Raw genomic sequence first — 15,248 nt, forward strand, 5'->3', positions numbered from 1 at the left:
CCGTCCGGCTCAGCCAAGCGGGTCCGGCGCGGTGCTCACGCCGTACTCCGCCAGCTTCGCCTTGCCGCAGTCCGGGGAGGTCAGCACGATCGGCCCCTCCTCGGTCAGGGCGATGGAGTGCTCCCAGTGCGAGGACCAGGTGCCATCCGTGGTGATGACCGTCCAGTCGTCCGCCAGGACCTCCGTCTGGGCGGTGCCCAGGGAGACCATCGGCTCGATCGCCAGGCACAGGCCCGGGACGAGCTTGATGCCCTTGCCGCGCTTGCGCGAGACGTAGTTCAGCAGGTGCGGGTCCATGTGCATCTCGGAACCGATGCCGTGGCCGCCGTAGTCCTCGATGATCCCGAACTTGCCGAGGCTGTGCTCACCCGTGGTGGGACGCGGCTGCCGCTTGATGTACGTCTCGATCGCCTTCGAGATGTCCACGAGGCGGTTGCCGAGCTTCATGGCGGCGATACCGGCCCACATGGACTCCTCGGTCACCCGGGAGAGCTCCACGAGCTCAGGGGCGTGCCCAGAGCCCACGAAGGCGGTGTACGCGGCGTCGCCGTGCCAGCCGTCGACGATCGCGCCGGCGTCGATCGAGATGATGTCGCCGTCCTTGAGGACCGTCTTGTCGTCGGGGATGCCGTGGACCACGACCTCGTTCACCGAGGTGCAGATGGTCGCGGGGAACCCGCCGTACCCGAGGAAGTTCGACTTGGCGCCGGCGTCCGCGATGACCTTGCGGGCCACCATGTCCAGATCCCGCGTCGTGGCGCCCGGCACGGCCGCCTCACGGGTCGCCGCGTGGATCGCAGCGACGACAAGCCCCGCCTCACGCATCTTCGCGATCTGCTCGGGGGTCTTGATCTGGACCATGACGTACCTGCCACCTTCGGATTCGGGTCTTTCAACAGTACGGCCGCGGCGTCCTGGGGACACCGCGGCCGGGGCTGCACTACAGGTGAAACTACTGCTCGCTACTTCTTGAGGGCGTCCAGCGCGCGCTGCGTGACGTCCTTGACCTCACCCAGGGCCGGGATCGTCGACACGAGGCCCTGGGCCTTGTAGTAGTCGATGATCGGCTCGGTCTGGGTGTGGTAGACCTCCAGCCGGTTGCGCACGGCGTCCTCGGTCTGGTCCTCGCGCACGTACAGCTCGCCGCCGTCGATGTCGCAGACACCCTCGACCTTCGACGGGCGGTAGTCCACGTGGTAGATGTGCGAGCTGTCCTTGCGGCAGGTGCGCCGCCCGGCGAGGCGCTTGACGACCTCGTCCTCCTCGACCTCCAGGTCGAGGACGGCGTCGAGGTTCATGGCGCCGGCCTTCAGCATCACGTCGAGGGCTTCCGCCTGGGACACGTTGCGCGGGAAACCGTCCAGCAGGAAACCGCCGGCGGCGTCCTCCTGCTCCATGCGGTCCTTGGCCATGCCGATGGTGATCTCGTCCGGGACGAGGTCACCCGCGTCCATGAACGCCTTCGCACGCCGGCCGAGCTCGGTGCCCTGGCTGATGTTGGCCCGGAACAAGTCGCCCGTGGAGATGTGGGGGATCGACAAGGTCTCGGCAAGCACAGTCGCCTGCGTTCCCTTGCCCGCGCCCGGCGGGCCGACGAGGACGATTCGCATCAGCGGAGGAACCCTTCGTAATTACGCTGCTGGAGCTGGCTCTCGATCTGCTTCACGGTTTCCAGACCCACACCCACGATGATCAGGATGCTCGTCCCGCCGAACGGGAAGTTCTGGTTCGCTCCGAAGCCGGCCAACGCCATCGTCGGCACAAGAGCGATCAGACCCAGGTACAGCGACCCCGGCCAGGTGATCCGGTTGAGTACGTAGCTCAGGTACTCGGCGGTAGGCCGACCGGCGCGGATGCCCGGAATGAACCCACCATACTTCTTCATGTTGTCTGCAACTTCCTCGGGGTTGAACGAGATCGCCACGTAGAAGAACGCGAAGAAGACGATCAGGAGGAAGTAGGTGGCGATGTAGTACGGGTGGTCGCCCTTGACGAAGTGCTTGCTGATCCAGGTCGCCCAGCCTGCGGTGGAACCGCTGAACTGAACGATCAACGCCGGGATGTACAGCAGCGACGAGGCGAAGATGACCGGGATGACACCGGCCTGGTTCACCTTGAGGGGGATGTACGTCGAGGTGCCGCCGTACGCGCGCCGGCCGATCATGCGCTTCGCGTACTGGACCGGGATCCGCCGCTGCGCCTGCTCGACGAAGACCACCAGGGCCACCATCGCGAGGCCGACCAGGATGACCACGCCGAACTCGACCCAGCCGCCCGCGATCTTGCCCTGCTCCTTGATGGCCCACAGGGAGCCGACGAAGCCGGCGGCGATCGAGATGAACATAAGGATCGACATGCCGTTGCCGATGCCCCGGTCGGTGATGAGCTCACCGAGCCACATGACGAGGCAGGTGCCGGCGGTCATGGTGAGCACCATGACGACGGTCGTGAAGATCGAACGGTCGGGGACGATCTGGTCCTTGACCATGCAGCTCTGGAAGAGAGCGCCGCTGCGGGCGGTGGCGACGAGGCCGGTGCCCTGCAGGATCGCGAGTGCGACCGTCAGATAGCGCGTGTACTGAGTGATCTTCGCCGTGCCGGACTGACCCTCTTTTTTGAGGTTCTCCAGCTTCGGGATGACCACGGTCAGCAGCTGCAGGATGATGCTCGCCGTGATGTACGGCATGATGCCGAGCGCAAAGATCGTGATCTGGAGCAGCGCGCCACCGCTGAACATGTTGACGAGACCGAAGAGGCTGTTGTTGCCCGCCCCCATCTGGTCCACACAGATCTGAACGTTCTTGTAGCTCACACCGGGTACCGGCACGTGGGAACCGAGTCGGTACAGCGCGATGATGGCGAGCGTGAAAAGCAGCTTCTTGCGCAGGTCGGGCGTCTTGAACGCCCGGGCGAACGCGGTGAGCACGGTGCCTCCTGCGACCCCCGCGCTACTGCGTCAGAGGTGACGGTCTGAGGGATCGACGAATGTTTACAAGCAAAGGTGCAGCCACCTTACCGGCGTCTGCACCTCCCATGGAACGACCAACCGGGGATGCCCCATATGTGAGGCATCCCCGGTCGGGTTTCTAGCTATTTGTCACTGAGTTCGTCTTAGACGAGCTCGGTCACAGAGCCACCAGCGGCGGCAATCTTCTCCTTGGCGGAGCCGGAAACGGCGTCAACCGAAACCTGCAGCGCCACGGAGATCTCGCCCTGGCCCAGGACCTTGACGAGGCTGTTCTTGCGAACCGCGCCCTTGGCGACCAGGTCGGCCACCGTGACTTCTCCACCCTCGGGGTAGAGAGCGCCGAGCTTGTCCAGGTTCACGACCTGGAACTCGGTGCGGAACGGGTTCTTGAAGCCCTTGAGCTTCGGCAGACGCATGTGGAGGGGCATCTGCCCACCCTCGAAGCGCTGCGGGATCTGGTAACGGGCCTTCTGGCCCTTCGTACCACGACCGGCCGTCTTACCCTTCGACGCCTCACCACGACCGACACGGGTCTTCGCGGTCTTGGCGCCGGGGGCGGGACGGAGGTTGTGGGCCTTCAGCGGGCTGCTCTCAGCCATGTTAGTCAACCTCCTCAACCGTCACGAGGTGGCGGACGGTGTGAACCATTCCGCGGAACTCGGGGCGGTCCTCCTTGACGACGACGTCGTTCAGGCGCTTGAGCCCGAGCGAACGCAGCGTGTCGCGGTGGTTCTGCTTGCTGCCGATGTACGACTTGATCTGCGTGACCTTGAGGCGAGCCATTACGCACCCGCCCCAGCACGTGCACGGAGCAGAGCCGCGGGAGCGACGTCCTCGAGGGGCAGACCACGGCGAGCCGCGATCTCCTCGGGACGCTGCAGGCCCTTGAGGGCCGCCACGGTCGCGTGCACGATGTTGATCGCGTTGGAAGAGCCGAGCGACTTCGACAGGATGTCGTGAACGCCGGCGCACTCCAGAACGGCGCGCACCGGGCCACCGGCGATAACACCGGTACCAGGGGCGGCCGGCTTCAGCAGCACGACGCCCGCGGCGCGCTCGCCCGTGATCGGGTGAGGAATGGTGCCCTGGATGCGCGGAACCTTGAAGAAGGACTTCTTGGCTTCCTCGACACCCTTGGCGATGGCCGCGGGAACTTCCTTGGCCTTGCCGTAACCGACACCTACAGTGCCGTCACCGTCGCCCACCACGACCAGCGCGGTGAAGCTGAAGCGGCGACCACCCTTGACAACCTTGGCGACGCGGTTGATCGCGACAACGCGCTCAACGTAAGCGGTCTTCTCGGCGGCAGGGCCACCGTCGCGACCCTTCCGGTCCCGCCGCTCGCCGCCACCGGCACCGCTTCCGCGGCGCTGGGGTCCAGCCATTGGATTACCTCTCTCTGTTACGTCCGTGAGTCCCGGAAAACGGGGCTTAGAACTTCAGCCCGGCTTCGCGGGCGGCGTCAGCCAGAGCGGCAATGCGCCCGGCGTATCGGTTGCCACCGCGGTCGAACACGACGGTCTCGACACCCGCGGCCTTGGCACGCTCGGCGACGAGTGCGCCGACGGCCTGGGCCTGGGCGCTCTTGTCGCCTTCGCCACCGCGGATCGAGGTGTCCAGGGTCGACGCGGACGCCAGGGTGTGACCCTGGAGGTCGTCGATGACCTGAGCAACGATGTTGCGGTTGGAACGCGTCACGACGAGGCGCGGACGCTCCGCCGTACCCGAGACGTTCTTGCGGATGCGGATGTGGCGGCGGGCCTTGGCGGCACGCTTGTACGCGTCGCCCTTGGCGATCTTTACACCGTATGCCATGGCTACTTACCAGCCTTTCCGACCTTGCGGCGGATGACTTCGCCGGCGTACTTGACACCCTTGGCCTTGTACGGGTCGGGCTTCCGCAGCTTGCGGATGTTGGCGGCGACCTCGCCGACCTTCTGCTTGTCGATGCCCTCGACCGAGAACTTGGTGGGCGACTCGACCTTGAAGGAGATGCCCTCGGGCGCCTCGATCAGGATCGGGTGGCTGTAACCAAGCTGGAACTCCAGGTTGGAGCCCTTCGCGGCGACGCGGTAACCGACACCGCTGATCTCAAGAGCCTTGACGTAACCCGTGGTCACGCCGGTGATCATGTTCGCCACCAGCGTGCGGGACAGGCCGTGCAGGGCCTTGTTCTGACGCTCGTCGTTGGGGCGGGTGACGTTCAGAACGCCGTCCTCACCCTTGACGATCTCGATCGGCGCCTTGACGGTGAGCGCGAGGGAACCCTTGGGGCCCTTCACAGCCACAGCCTGGCCGTCGATGGTGACGTCCACACCGGCGGGAACCTGGATGGGGAGCTTGCCGATTCGCGACATTGCTTTTCCTCCGTTCCCGACTACCAGACGTAGGCGAGGACTTCCCCACCTACGCCCTTCTTGCCTGCCTGCTGGCCGGTGAGCAGACCGTGGGACGTGGAGATGATCGCCACGCCCAGGCCGCCGAGCACCTTCGGCAGGTTGGTGGACTTTGCGTACACACGCAGACCGGGCTTCGAGATCCGCTTGATGCCCGCAATGGAGCGCTCGCGGTTCGGGCCGAACTTCAGCTCGAGGACGAGGTTCTTGCCGACCTCGGCGTCCTCGACCTTCCAGCCGGTGATGAAACCCTCCTGCTTGAGGATTTCTGCGATGTGCGACTTGATCTTGCTGTGCGGCATCACGACGGAGTCGTGGTACGCCGAGTTAGCGTTACGCAGACGCGTGAGCATGTCTGCGATCGGGTCAGTCATGGTCATGAAGTGGCCTTCGGCCTCTCTCGCCGGGGTTTCCTGTATGCGCCATCCCTCTCCCCGCTCAGTGGCGGGACGGGTGCGGTGCGGGGACCTACGGCGTAGTAAGTCGTTATGGGCGGCGGACGCCCAACCACACAAGCCTAAGGCATGCGCGGCCGGGCATCCGCCGTCCAGATGCTTACCGAGAGTGCCTGGTACTCCTCAAGTCCTTGCGGACGAGAGGGAATTACCAGGAGCTCTTGGTCACGCCCGGCAGCTCGCCACGGTGAGCCATCTCACGAAGGCACACGCGGCACAGGCCGAACTTGCGGTACACGGAGTGGGGGCGACCGCAGCGCTGGCAGCGGGTGTACGCACGCACACCGAACTTGGGCTTACGGGCAGCCTTCGCGATGAGAGCCTTCTTCGCCATCTCGCTTACGCCTCCTTGAAGGGGAAGCCGAGGTGACGAAGGAGGGCGCGGCCCTCGTCGTCGTTGGTCGCCGTGGTGACCACGGTGATGTCCATACCCCGGGTACGGTCGATCTTGTCCTGGTCGATCTCGTGGAACATGACCTGCTCCGTGAGACCGAAGGTGTAGTTGCCACGGCCGTCGAACTGCTTCGGCGACAGACCACGGAAGTCACGGATACGCGGCAGCGCGAGCGACAGCGTACGGTCCAGGAACTCCCACATGCGGTCACCACGGAGGGTGACGTGGCAGCCGATCGGCTGACCCTCGCGCAGCTTGAACTGCGCGATGGACTTGCGGGCCTTCGTGACGGCCGGCTTCTGACCGGTGATCGTCGTCAGGTCCTTGATGGCGCCGTCGATCAGCTTGGAGTCGCGGGCGGCGTCGCCCACACCCATGTTGACCACGATCTTCACGAGGCCGGGAATCTGCATGACGTTCTCGTAGGAGAACTCTTCACGCAGCTTGCCCGCGATGTCCTCGCGGTACTTCGTCTTGAGACGCGGAGTGGTAGCCATCAGATGTCCTCACCCGTCCGCTTGGCAACGCGGATCTTGTTGCCCTCGTCATCGAAGCGGAAACCGACGCGGGTAACGACCTTCTGGCCGTCCTTCTCCACAACCAGCTGAACGTTGCTGACGTGGATCGGCGCCTCGGTGATCACGATGCCACCGGTCTGCGAGCCACCAGCGGTCTGGCCGGCCTTGGTGTGCTTCTTGACCCGGTTGACACCCTCGACCAGGACGCGGTTCTCAGTAGGGATGGCCAGAATGACCTTGCCCTGCTTGCCCTTGTCCTTACCGGTGATGACCTGAACCAGGTCGCCCTTCTTGATCTTCATGCTTACAGCACCTCCGGCGCGAGCGAGATGATCTTCATGAACTTCTTCTCGCGCAGCTCACGGCCCACCGGGCCGAAGATACGGGTGCCGCGAGGGTCGCCGTCGTTCTTCAGAATGACGGCGGCGTTCTCGTCGAAGCGGATGTACGAGCCGTCCTGGCGGCGGCGTTCCTTCACGGTGCGAACGATGACCGCCTTGACGACGTCACCCTTCTTCACGTTGCCACCGGGGATCGCGTCCTTGACGGTGGCAACGATGACGTCACCGATGCCCGCGTAGCGGCGACCGGAACCACCGAGAACACGGATGCAAAGGATCTCCTTGGCACCAGTGTTGTCGGCGACACGCAGTCGCGACTCCTGCTGGATCACGTCTATCTCCTGTTTGTCTGCCGGTTCCCGGCGGGGGCATCACTCCGAAGAGCTACCGCCCCCACCGAGCCTGGCGGAACGAACCTGAGGGGCCCCTGGGCGTGATGCCCAGGGCCTCAGATAATTACTTGGCCTTCTCGAGGATCTCGACGATGCGCCAGCGCTTGCTCGCCGACAGCGGACGCGTCTCCATGATGAGGACGCGGTCGCCGACGCCGGCAGCGTTCTGCTCGTCGTGCGCCTTGAGCTTGTTCGTACGGCGGATGACCTTGCCGTACAGAGCGTGCTTCACGCGGTCCTCGACAGCGACGACGACGGTCTTGTCCATCTTGTCGCTGACGACAAGACCCTCACGGGTCTTGCGGAAGCCGCGGTCAGTCGTCTCAGTCACGTTCTTCTCGCTCATCAGGCGCTCTCCACCGTCTCGATACCGAGCTCACGCTCGTGCATCAGGGTGTAGATGCGAGCGATGTCCTTACGGACGGACTTGAGCCGGCCGTTGTTCTCCAGCTGGCCCGTGGCCGCCTGGAAGCGCAGCTTGAACAGCTCTTCCTTGGCCTCGCGCAGCTTGCCAACGAGCTCCTCGTTACCGAGCTCACGCAGCTCGGACGCCTTGGTTCCCGTCGCCATCACGACTCACCTGCCTCGCGCCGAACAATCCGGCACTTCATCGGAAGCTTGTGAGCAGCGCGGGTGAGCGCCTCACGAGCAATCTTCTCGTTCGGGTAGGACAGCTCGAACATGACCCGGCCCGGGTGCACGTTCGCGATCCACCACTCGGGAGAACCCTTACCGGAACCCATGCGGGTCTCGGCAGGCTTCTTCGTCAGCGGACGGTCCGGGTAGATGTTGATCCAGACCTTGCCGCCACGCTTGATGTGGCGGGTCATCGCGATACGAGCCGCCTCGATCTGGCGGTTCGTCACGTAGGCGGGGGTAAGCGCCTGGATGCCGTACTCGCCGAACGAGACCTCAGTACCGCCCTTGGCCATACCGCGGCGCTTCGGGTGGTGCTGCTTGCGGTGCTTGACCCTACGAGGGATCAGCATGTCGGTCAGGCCTCCGTTCCGGTGCTCTCAGCCGGAGCGGCGGCGGGAGCGTCGGCCTTGGGGGCCTCGGCACCAGCAGCCTGCTGCGGCTTGCGGCCACCACGGCCGCCGCGCTCGCCACCACGGCCACCACGGCCGGCGGGACGGTCGCCAGCGCCGGCGGCACCACGGGCCGGGCGGTTACCCGCACGGGCCGCAGCGTTCTCGGCGCGAACCTCGGCGATGTTCTTGACGTCGCCCTTGTAGATCCAGACCTTCACACCGATACGGCCGAAGGTGGTCTTGGCCTCGAAGAAGCCGTAGTCCACGTTCGCGCGGAGGGTGTGCAGCGGCACACGGCCTTCGCGGTAGAACTCGGAGCGGGACATCTCGGCGCCGCCGAGGCGACCGCCGCACTGGATCTTGATGCCCTTGGCGCCGGCCTTCATCGTGCCCTGCATGCTCTTACGCATGGCGCGACGGAAGGAGACGCGGGAGGAGAGCTGCTCGGCAACGGCCTGCGCGACGAGCTGAGCGTCGACCTCGGGGTTCTTGACCTCGAGGATGTTCAGCTGCACCTGCTTGCCCGTGAGCTTCTCGAGGTCACCGCGGATGCGGTCGGCCTCGGCGCCACGGCGACCGATGACGATGCCCGGACGAGCGGTGTGGATGTCCACACGCACGCGGTCACGGGTGCGCTCGATCTCAACCTTCGAGATGCCGGCGCGCTCCATGCCGGACGTCATCATCCTGCGGATGGCGACGTCTTCCTTGACGTAGTCCTTGTACAGCTTGTCGGCGTACCAACGCGACTTGAAGTCGGTGGTGATGCCGAGCCGGAACCCGTGCGGGTTTACCTTCTGGCCCATTACCGGGAACCTTCCTTGCTGCTGACGACCACGGTGATGTGGCTGGTCCGCTTGCGGATCCGGTAGGCACGGCCCTGGGCACGCGGACGGAACCGCTTCAGGGTCGGGCCCTCGTCCACGTACGCCTCGCTGATGACCAGCGTGGAGGCGTCCGGGTGGTTGTAGTTGTGTGCGGCGTTGGCGATGGCGCTGTCGAGCACCTTGCCAACCGGCACGCTCGCGGCCTGCGGGGCGAAACGCAGGACCGCCTGAGCCTCCGTGGCATCCATGCCACGGATAAGGTCCACCACTCGGCGGGCCTTCATGGGCGTGACGCGGATGTACCGCGCCTGGGCCCTGGCTTCCATGGTTGTCCCTTCGGTGTAAGTCATAGTCGTAACCACCCCGCCTTTAGCGGCGCTTCGACTTCCGGTCGTCCTTGACGTGGCCGCGGAAGGTGCGAGTCGGCGAGAACTCGCCGAGCTTGTGGCCGACCATCGACTCGGTGACGAACACCGGGACGTGGATCTTGCCGTTGTGCACCGCGATGGTGTGACCCAGCATGGCCGGGATGATCATCGAGCGACGGGACCAGGTCTTGATGACGTTCTTGGTACCGGCTTCGTTCTGTACGTCCACCTTCTTGATGAGGTGTCCGTCGACGAAGGGTCCCTTCTTGAGACTGCGCGGCATCTAAACCCGCTCCTAGCGCTTCTTGTTCGTCTTGCGGCGGCGGACGATGTACTTGCTCGAAGCCTTCTTCGGCGAGCGAGTACGACCCTCCTTCTGACCCCACGGGGAGACCGGGTGACGACCACCGGAGGTCTTACCCTCACCACCACCGTGCGGGTGGTCGACCGGGTTCATCGCGACACCGCGGACGGAGGGGCGAACGCCCTTCCAGCGCATGCGGCCGGCCTTGCCCCAGTTGATGTTCGACTGCTCGGCGTTGCCGACCTCACCGACGGTGGCGCGGCAGCGGGCGTCGACGAGACGGATCTCACCGGACGGCATGCGGAGGTGGGCCATGACGCCCTCCTTCGCGAGCAGCTGCACGGAGGCACCAGCGGAGCGGGCGAACTTGGCGCCGCCACCGGGACGGAGCTCGATCGCGTGGATCGTGGTACCGACCGGGATGTTGCGGAGCGCCAGGTTGTTACCGGGCTTGATGTCGGCCGTGGGGCCGTTCTCAATCCGGTCGCCCTGCTTCAGGTTCTTCGGCGCAATGATGTAGCGCTTCTCACCGTCGGCGTAGTGCAGGAGCGCGATGCGCGCAGTGCGGTTGGGGTCGTACTCGATGTGCGCGACCTTGGCCGGCACGCCGTCCTTGTCGTGACGACGGAAGTCGATCACACGGTAGGCGCGCTTGTGGCCGCCACCCTGGTGTCGAACCGTGATCCGACCGGTGTTGTTACGGCCGCCCTTGCTGTGCAGGGGGCGGACCAGCGACTTCTCCGGCGTGGACCGCGTGATCTCGACAAAGTCGGCGACGCTGGAGCCACGACGGCCCGGGGTCGTCGGCTTGTACTTGCGGATACCCATTTCTCAGTCCTCGTCCGATTCCGGACGACTAGACCTCCGTTAGGAGGCCTGGCCGCCGAAGATGTCGATTCGGTCGCCCTCAGCGAGGGTCACGATGGCGCGCTTGGTGTCAGCGCGCTTGCCAAAACCGGTCTTGGTGCGCTTGCGCTTACCCTGACGGTTGATCGTGTTGACCCCGGTGACCTTGACCCCGAAGACCGCCTCGACGGCCTGCTTGATCTGAGTCTTGTTGGAGCCGGGCGCGACGATGAACGTGTACTTGTTCTCGTCCAGCAGCGCGTAGCTCTTCTCCGAGACAACCGGCTTGATCAGCAGGTCGCGCGGGTCGGTGAAGGTCTTGCTGGTAACGGTCGCCTCAGACATCAGGCGTCGCTCCCTTCGGTCTCATCGGCCTTGGGGCCAGACACGAAGGACTCGAAAGCGGCCTGAGTGAAGACCACGTCGTCAGAGACGATCACGTCGTACGTGTTCAGCTGGCCCGGCTCCAGGATGTGCACCTGGGGCAGGTTGCGGGCGGACAGCCACGCAGCCTCGTCGGCGCGCTCGACGACCAGGAGCAGGTTCTTGCGCTCCGAGATCTTGCCGAACAGCGTCTTGGCGGCCTTCGTGGAGGCGGCACCCTCGACCACGCCGGTGACGACGTGGATGCGGGAGTGACGCGCACGGTCCGAGAGGGCACCGCGGAGGGCGGCGGCCTTCATCTTCTTCGGGGTCCGCTGCGAGTAGTCACGCGGCTGCGGGCCGTGGACGACGCCACCGCCAACGAACTGCGGAGCGCGGGTGGAACCCTGGCGAGCGCGGCCGGTGCCCTTCTGGCGGTACGGCTTGCGGCCACCACCACGGACTTCGCCACGACGCTTGGTCTTGTGCGTGCCCTGACGGGCAGCAGCCAGCTGAGCGACGACGACCTGGTGGATCAGCGGAACGCTGGTCTTCGCGTCGAAGATCTCCGCGGGGAGCTCGACGGTACCGGCCTTGTCGCCTGCCGGCGAAAGGATGTCAATGGTGCTCATTAACTCAAGCCCCCTTAACCGCGGTACGGACCAGGACGAGGCCGCCGTTCGGACCGGGGACTGCACCCTTGATGAGGAGCAGACCCTTCTCCGCGTCAACCGCGTGGATGGTCAGGTTCTGGGTGGTGACGCGCTCGTTACCCATGCGACCGGCCATGCGCATGCCCTTGAAGACACGCCCAGGGGTGGCACAGCCACCGATCGAACCGGGGGAGCGGTGCTTGCGCTGGACGCCGTGGCCGGCGCCGAGGCCCTTGAAGTTGTGACGCTTCATGACACCGGCGAAGCCCTTGCCCTTGCTGTTGCCCGTGACGTCAACCTTGACGCCGGACTCGAACACGGCAGCCGTGATCTCCTGGCCGAGCGTGTACTCGCTGGCGTCGGAGGTACGGAGCTCCACCAGGTGGCGGCGGGGGGTGACGTCAGCCTTGGCGAAGTGACCCTTGAGGGGCTTGTTCACCTTGCGAGGGTCGATCTCGCCGAAGGCGATCTGGACCGACTCGTAGCCGTCGACGTCGTTCGTACGGACCTGGGTAACAACGCAGGGCCCGGCCTTGACCACGGTCACCGGGACGACACGGTTGTTCTCGTCCCAGACCTGGGTCATGCCGAGCTTCTCGCCCAGGACGCCCTTGATCTGCTTTGCCATCTTCTCCGTGCCTCTCAGAGCTTGATCTCGATGTCAACGCCGGCCGGAAGGTCCAGGCGCATCAGCGAGTCAACGGTCTTGGGCGTCGGGTCGAGGATGTCGATCAGGCGCTTGTGAGTGCGCATCTCGAAGTGCTCGCGCGAGTCCTTGTACTTGTGCGGCGACTTGATGACGCAGTACACGTTCTTCTCAGTGGGCAGCGGCACCGGGCCCGCGACCGACGCACCAGTGCGCGTCACCGTCTCGACGATCTTCTTCGCCGACGAATCGATGACCTCGTGGTCGTAGGCCTTGAGCCGGATGCGGATCTTCTGTCCCGCCATGGCTACTCCGTAGTCCTGTCTGTTGTGGAAACGCTCTGGTTCTCGGTCGGCTGCGGATCGCTCCGCCGCTCTCCTCCGACCCACGCGGTCGGGCGTGTCGCACTCCCTCTACAGAAAATTCCCATACGGAAATTCCCTCGTCCAAGGGGGCGCGGTCCCAAGACCGCAGATCGGGGGCAAACACCCACCGAGTACCTGGCAGGCACCGTGCTGACGCTTCCCAGAAGATTCCCGTACGTCCGCCCCATTGCTGCCCCGAGAGGCAGGTAAGGCGACGAGTACTGTGGGACTCGCTTCCGGTCCTCCCGGCGGGAGGCGCGCAGCATCGGCACACGGCCGAGCAACTTGAGTAGTCTGCCATACGAGACACGTACCTGGCCAATCGGGCCGAAGAGAATACCTCGCCACGCTGCGTGGTCAAGCTGCACCACGCAGCAGGGGGTCTCGCGGGGGCCGGCGGGACCCCTCTTCGGACCGGCGGCGTCAGCGGTGGCGCCAGAGCACCCAGCCGTGCTTCCTGCTCGCCTCGGCCACGTACCAGCCCGCGGGCGCCTGCGCCCAGGTGTCCTCCGGCCTGGTGTCCTTCCAGGTCAGCCTCAGTACGGCGGCGTCCGCGTCGGCCGGCGGCAGCTCGCCGCGCTTGAGGTCCCTGGTCCAGACCCGCCCGTCGTACACCTCGTACCCCTGGGCCATCCGCAGCTCCCAGTTCGTGCTCGGGTCCATCACCAGGTTCTCCCCCGGCTCCAGCCCCGCCGCCCCGGTGAAGCCGAGGGCGTCGTACTCGTGCTGCTGGGCGCGCGGGACGGCCACGTGCGAGGTCACCGCCACCGTCGCGTACGCGGCGAACACGGCCAGCGCCGCCGCCACGGCCCAGACCGCCCGGCGCCCGACGGCGATCCGCAGGACCACGCAGACGGCGAACACCAGCAGGGCGCCGGCCGTGGTCCGCCCCATGTGCAGCTTCGTCCACTCCGCGGCCAGGAACAGCGCGTCCGGCATCGCCCACGGGATGATGGCCACCTTGTGGAGGCGTTCGCCCACCACCTGGACGACGACCCCGCCCGTGACCACGGTGAACAGCACGGCGCCCGTCACCAGCCGCAGCAGCGCGCCGGTCCGGGCCCGCCGCAGCGTCGCGACGCCGACCACGAAGAACGCCGGCAGCAGCGGGGCCAGGTAGCGGGCGTAGATCCAGTTGTCGACCCGGCGGTCCCCCGGCAGTCCCGCGGCGGAGGCGAGCGCGATCCCGCACAGCAGGGCGACCATCACGAAGGAGACCACCCGCGAGGCCCGGGTGAAGCGGGAGCTGAACACCGCGAACACGCACAGGACGATGGCGAGCGCGCCGAATCCCCAGGACGAGACCGAGAAGTACCAGAGCTGGCCGATCATGCGCGTCACCGTGCGGCGCAGCAGTTCGGGGTCGACCAGGCTGTCCAGGACCTTGGTGCCCACCGAGCTCGGCGGCTGGTCCTTGAACTGCGCCTCCAGCCAGAGGGCCAGCAGCCTGGCGCCCACCACGGAGACCGCGAGCCCGACCCAGGCCGCGAGCGCCGCCCGCCGCGGCGCCCACCGCCGGACGAGCGCGCCGAGGAAGACCGCCGCCGTGAGGGCCACCACGACCCCGCCCCGGTCGTGCACCGCCATGGCGTAGCCGGCCAGCAGGCCGGCACCCGCCCCGTGCCACGCGCGGCGCCGGGCGTCGCCCTCGCTCAGCCAGCCGTGCAGCGTGATCAGCCAGCCGAGCAGGACCACGGGGAACACCGTGTCCGACATGGCGAACTCGGCGTAGAAGACCACGGGCGGCATCAGCGCGGCCGCCGTGGCGGTCGCGAAGGAGAGCCCCCTGGACAGGTCGAGCCTGCGCAGGGCGGCGTAGGCCAGCAGGAAGACGAGCGCGTTCAGCAGCGTGTTGATGCCCAGGACCAGCTGGTACGCGGTGACCGGGTCGTCCGCGATCCGCAGGGCCGGGGAGATGAGGAGCGGATAGCCGCCGGGGATGACCGATCCGACCGGCATCTCCGTGGTCGGCCGCCCCGCGAGCACCCGGGCCAGGACGAGGTACGAGGACTCGTCCGCCTGGACCGACGGGTGCGTGCCGCCCCACACCAGCCAGAGCCGGAACAGCACCTGAGCCACGTATCCGGTGAGGAGCGCCACCGGCCAGAACCGCCGCCGGCCGAGGAGGGACGTCCGCAGTGCGACGAGCCGTGCGGAGCCGGTCGAAGACCCGGAACGCCGGGGATCCGACACCTCGTTGGCTCCGGCTTCGCCCATCGTTTCCGTTCCCGACTGCACCCCTGGCACTTCCCGTTCACTTGAGGCCGCGTCCGCGCACGCGAGTGCGGTGGCGGCAGCCGCCACGGTACCAATGGGGCCGAACGGGGGACCTCGAAGCGGGCGGCCCGAGGTCATGGCGGGCGGCCTCGTGACGGTAAAGT

25 protein-coding genes are annotated in these 15,248 nt (G+C 66.2%); all 25 read right to left on the reverse strand.

The features are described from left to right. Positions 1-9: 9 nt before the first annotated feature. Positions 10-861 (reverse strand): type I methionyl aminopeptidase, encoded by an 852-nt coding sequence (map, locus tag ACFYYB_RS17025; protein WP_266912804.1) that lies wholly within the window; start codon positions 859-861, stop codon positions 10-12. A 101-nt stretch (positions 862-962) separates the two neighbouring features. Continuing rightward, positions 963-1,610 carry an adenylate kinase gene (locus ACFYYB_RS17030; protein ID WP_327305086.1) on the reverse strand — a complete coding sequence of 216 codons (648 nt, stop codon included), beginning with the start codon at positions 1,608-1,610 and terminating at the stop codon, positions 963-965. Then, positions 1,610-2,926 carry a preprotein translocase subunit SecY gene (gene secY, locus ACFYYB_RS17035; protein WP_389435971.1) on the reverse strand — a complete coding sequence of 439 codons (1,317 nt, stop codon included), beginning with the start codon at positions 2,924-2,926 and terminating at the stop codon, positions 1,610-1,612. Before secY ends, ACFYYB_RS17030 begins: the two co-directional genes overlap by 1 nt. A gap of 185 nt (positions 2,927-3,111) precedes the next feature. Beyond that, positions 3,112-3,567 (reverse strand): 50S ribosomal protein L15, encoded by a 456-nt coding sequence (rplO, locus tag ACFYYB_RS17040; protein WP_243333371.1) that lies wholly within the window; start codon positions 3,565-3,567, stop codon positions 3,112-3,114. A gap of 1 nt (position 3,568) precedes the next feature. After that, the gene (rpmD, locus tag ACFYYB_RS17045) at positions 3,569-3,751 is read right to left on the reverse strand and encodes a 50S ribosomal protein L30 (protein WP_112447741.1); all 183 of its coding nucleotides are present in this window, start codon (positions 3,749-3,751) and stop codon (positions 3,569-3,571) included. Then, entirely contained in the window at positions 3,751-4,353 is a 603-nt protein-coding gene (rpsE, locus tag ACFYYB_RS17050) for a 30S ribosomal protein S5 (protein ID WP_008739695.1), read from the reverse strand. The genes rpmD and rpsE overlap by 1 nt, the downstream gene beginning before the upstream one ends. A gap of 46 nt (positions 4,354-4,399) precedes the next feature. Continuing rightward, on the reverse strand, positions 4,400-4,783 hold the full coding sequence (gene rplR / locus ACFYYB_RS17055) for a 50S ribosomal protein L18 (RefSeq protein WP_008739696.1): 384 nt from the start codon (positions 4,781-4,783) through the stop codon (positions 4,400-4,402). A gap of 2 nt (positions 4,784-4,785) precedes the next feature. Beyond that, entirely contained in the window at positions 4,786-5,325 is a 540-nt protein-coding gene (rplF, locus tag ACFYYB_RS17060; RefSeq protein WP_243333369.1) for a 50S ribosomal protein L6, read from the reverse strand. A gap of 20 nt (positions 5,326-5,345) precedes the next feature. After that, positions 5,346-5,744: a 30S ribosomal protein S8 gene (rpsH, locus tag ACFYYB_RS17065; RefSeq protein ID WP_008739698.1), complete on the reverse strand. Its 399-nt coding sequence runs from the start codon at positions 5,742-5,744 to the stop codon at positions 5,346-5,348. 223 nt (positions 5,745-5,967) lie between these two features. Next, positions 5,968-6,153, reverse strand: coding sequence for a type Z 30S ribosomal protein S14 (locus tag ACFYYB_RS17070; RefSeq protein WP_003956452.1), 186 nt, complete (start codon positions 6,151-6,153; stop codon positions 5,968-5,970). 5 nt (positions 6,154-6,158) lie between these two features. Beyond that, positions 6,159-6,710, reverse strand: coding sequence for a 50S ribosomal protein L5 (gene rplE / locus ACFYYB_RS17075; RefSeq protein WP_030388859.1), 552 nt, complete (start codon positions 6,708-6,710; stop codon positions 6,159-6,161). Then, positions 6,710-7,033, reverse strand: a complete 324-nt coding sequence (rplX, locus tag ACFYYB_RS17080) for a 50S ribosomal protein L24 (RefSeq protein ID WP_215023444.1) — start codon at positions 7,031-7,033, stop codon at positions 6,710-6,712. The genes rplE and rplX overlap by 1 nt, the downstream gene beginning before the upstream one ends. A 2-nt stretch (positions 7,034-7,035) precedes the next feature. Further along, on the reverse strand, positions 7,036-7,404 hold the full coding sequence (gene rplN / locus ACFYYB_RS17085; RefSeq protein ID WP_003956455.1) for a 50S ribosomal protein L14: 369 nt from the start codon (positions 7,402-7,404) through the stop codon (positions 7,036-7,038). Between the two features lie 124 nt (positions 7,405-7,528). Continuing rightward, positions 7,529-7,810 carry a 30S ribosomal protein S17 gene (gene rpsQ / locus ACFYYB_RS17090; RefSeq protein ID WP_243333368.1) on the reverse strand — a complete coding sequence of 94 codons (282 nt, stop codon included), beginning with the start codon at positions 7,808-7,810 and terminating at the stop codon, positions 7,529-7,531. Further along, the gene (rpmC, locus tag ACFYYB_RS17095; protein ID WP_008739703.1) at positions 7,810-8,034 is read right to left on the reverse strand and encodes a 50S ribosomal protein L29; all 225 of its coding nucleotides are present in this window, start codon (positions 8,032-8,034) and stop codon (positions 7,810-7,812) included. Before rpmC ends, rpsQ begins: the two co-directional genes overlap by 1 nt. Then, entirely contained in the window at positions 8,034-8,453 is a 420-nt protein-coding gene (gene rplP, locus ACFYYB_RS17100; protein WP_030026326.1) for a 50S ribosomal protein L16, read from the reverse strand. Before rplP ends, rpmC begins: the two co-directional genes overlap by 1 nt. A 5-nt stretch (positions 8,454-8,458) precedes the next feature. Further along, entirely contained in the window at positions 8,459-9,301 is an 843-nt protein-coding gene (gene rpsC, locus ACFYYB_RS17105) for a 30S ribosomal protein S3 (protein ID WP_112447746.1), read from the reverse strand. Then, complete coding sequence (gene rplV, locus ACFYYB_RS17110; protein ID WP_007265904.1) at positions 9,301-9,648, reverse strand: 50S ribosomal protein L22; 348 nt, start codon at positions 9,646-9,648, stop codon at positions 9,301-9,303. The genes rpsC and rplV overlap by 1 nt, the downstream gene beginning before the upstream one ends. Before the next feature lie 43 nt (positions 9,649-9,691). After that, positions 9,692-9,973: a 30S ribosomal protein S19 gene (gene rpsS, locus ACFYYB_RS17115; RefSeq protein ID WP_023539342.1), complete on the reverse strand. Its 282-nt coding sequence runs from the start codon at positions 9,971-9,973 to the stop codon at positions 9,692-9,694. Between the two features lie 12 nt (positions 9,974-9,985). After that, positions 9,986-10,822, reverse strand: a complete 837-nt coding sequence (rplB, locus tag ACFYYB_RS17120) for a 50S ribosomal protein L2 (protein WP_254387362.1) — start codon at positions 10,820-10,822, stop codon at positions 9,986-9,988. Positions 10,823-10,861: 39 nt separating this feature from the next. Continuing rightward, positions 10,862-11,185 carry a 50S ribosomal protein L23 gene (gene rplW / locus ACFYYB_RS17125; RefSeq protein ID WP_030154694.1) on the reverse strand — a complete coding sequence of 108 codons (324 nt, stop codon included), beginning with the start codon at positions 11,183-11,185 and terminating at the stop codon, positions 10,862-10,864. Further along, a complete protein-coding gene (gene rplD / locus ACFYYB_RS17130; RefSeq protein ID WP_030008466.1) occupies positions 11,185-11,835 on the reverse strand; it encodes a 50S ribosomal protein L4 in 651 nt (216 codons plus the stop codon). The genes rplW and rplD overlap by 1 nt, the downstream gene beginning before the upstream one ends. Positions 11,836-11,839: 4 nt before the next feature. Then, complete coding sequence (gene rplC, locus ACFYYB_RS17135) at positions 11,840-12,484, reverse strand: 50S ribosomal protein L3 (protein WP_266880616.1); 645 nt, start codon at positions 12,482-12,484, stop codon at positions 11,840-11,842. 14 nt (positions 12,485-12,498) lie between these two features. After that, positions 12,499-12,807, reverse strand: coding sequence for a 30S ribosomal protein S10 (gene rpsJ, locus ACFYYB_RS17140; RefSeq protein ID WP_003948644.1), 309 nt, complete (start codon positions 12,805-12,807; stop codon positions 12,499-12,501). Positions 12,808-13,290: 483 nt separating this feature from the next. Further along, positions 13,291-15,084: a hypothetical protein gene (locus tag ACFYYB_RS17145; RefSeq protein ID WP_389435972.1), complete on the reverse strand. Its 1,794-nt coding sequence runs from the start codon at positions 15,082-15,084 to the stop codon at positions 13,291-13,293. Positions 15,085-15,248 lie beyond the last annotated feature (164 nt).

This window comes from Streptomyces sp. NPDC002886 (genome assembly GCF_042888445.1).
Lineage (GTDB): Bacteria > Actinomycetota > Actinomycetes > Streptomycetales > Streptomycetaceae > Streptomyces.

What these genes read in the sequence shown, in the direction of transcription:
- rpsH (WP_008739698.1), bottom strand. Translation starts at nt 5,744, where the DNA reads ATGACCATGACTGACCCGATCGCAGACATGCTCACGCGTCTGCGTAAC.
- ACFYYB_RS17030 (WP_327305086.1), bottom strand. Translation starts at nt 1,610, where the DNA reads ATGCGAATCGTCCTCGTCGGCCCGCCGGGCGCGGGCAAGGGAACGCAG.
- rplV (WP_007265904.1), bottom strand. Translation starts at nt 9,648, where the DNA reads ATGGAAGCCAGGGCCCAGGCGCGGTACATCCGCGTCACGCCCATGAAG.
- rplE (WP_030388859.1), bottom strand. Translation starts at nt 6,710, where the DNA reads ATGGCTACCACTCCGCGTCTCAAGACGAAGTACCGCGAGGACATCGCG.
- rplO (WP_243333371.1), bottom strand. Translation starts at nt 3,567, where the DNA reads ATGGCTGAGAGCAGCCCGCTGAAGGCCCACAACCTCCGTCCCGCCCCC.
- rplC (WP_266880616.1), bottom strand. Translation starts at nt 12,484, where the DNA reads ATGGCAAAGCAGATCAAGGGCGTCCTGGGCGAGAAGCTCGGCATGACC.
- ACFYYB_RS17070 (WP_003956452.1), bottom strand. Translation starts at nt 6,153, where the DNA reads ATGGCGAAGAAGGCTCTCATCGCGAAGGCTGCCCGTAAGCCCAAGTTC.
- map (WP_266912804.1), bottom strand. Translation starts at nt 861, where the DNA reads ATGGTCCAGATCAAGACCCCCGAGCAGATCGCGAAGATGCGTGAGGCG.
- rplP (WP_030026326.1), bottom strand. Translation starts at nt 8,453, where the DNA reads ATGCTGATCCCTCGTAGGGTCAAGCACCGCAAGCAGCACCACCCGAAG.
- rpsJ (WP_003948644.1), bottom strand. Translation starts at nt 12,807, where the DNA reads ATGGCGGGACAGAAGATCCGCATCCGGCTCAAGGCCTACGACCACGAG.
- rpsS (WP_023539342.1), bottom strand. Translation starts at nt 9,973, where the DNA reads ATGCCGCGCAGTCTCAAGAAGGGACCCTTCGTCGACGGACACCTCATC.
- rpmD (WP_112447741.1), bottom strand. Translation starts at nt 3,751, where the DNA reads ATGGCTCGCCTCAAGGTCACGCAGATCAAGTCGTACATCGGCAGCAAG.
- rplF (WP_243333369.1), bottom strand. Translation starts at nt 5,325, where the DNA reads ATGTCGCGAATCGGCAAGCTCCCCATCCAGGTTCCCGCCGGTGTGGAC.
- rpsQ (WP_243333368.1), bottom strand. Translation starts at nt 7,810, where the DNA reads ATGAGCGAGAAGAACGTGACTGAGACGACTGACCGCGGCTTCCGCAAG.
- rpmC (WP_008739703.1), bottom strand. Translation starts at nt 8,034, where the DNA reads ATGGCGACGGGAACCAAGGCGTCCGAGCTGCGTGAGCTCGGTAACGAG.
- rplX (WP_215023444.1), bottom strand. Translation starts at nt 7,033, where the DNA reads ATGAAGATCAAGAAGGGCGACCTGGTTCAGGTCATCACCGGTAAGGAC.
- rplB (WP_254387362.1), bottom strand. Translation starts at nt 10,822, where the DNA reads ATGGGTATCCGCAAGTACAAGCCGACGACCCCGGGCCGTCGTGGCTCC.
- rpsE (WP_008739695.1), bottom strand. Translation starts at nt 4,353, where the DNA reads ATGGCTGGACCCCAGCGCCGCGGAAGCGGTGCCGGTGGCGGCGAGCGG.
- rplW (WP_030154694.1), bottom strand. Translation starts at nt 11,185, where the DNA reads ATGTCTGAGGCGACCGTTACCAGCAAGACCTTCACCGACCCGCGCGAC.
- ACFYYB_RS17145 (WP_389435972.1), bottom strand. Translation starts at nt 15,084, where the DNA reads ATGGGCGAAGCCGGAGCCAACGAGGTGTCGGATCCCCGGCGTTCCGGG.
- rplD (WP_030008466.1), bottom strand. Translation starts at nt 11,835, where the DNA reads ATGAGCACCATTGACATCCTTTCGCCGGCAGGCGACAAGGCCGGTACC.
- rplR (WP_008739696.1), bottom strand. Translation starts at nt 4,783, where the DNA reads ATGGCATACGGTGTAAAGATCGCCAAGGGCGACGCGTACAAGCGTGCC.
- rpsC (WP_112447746.1), bottom strand. Translation starts at nt 9,301, where the DNA reads ATGGGCCAGAAGGTAAACCCGCACGGGTTCCGGCTCGGCATCACCACC.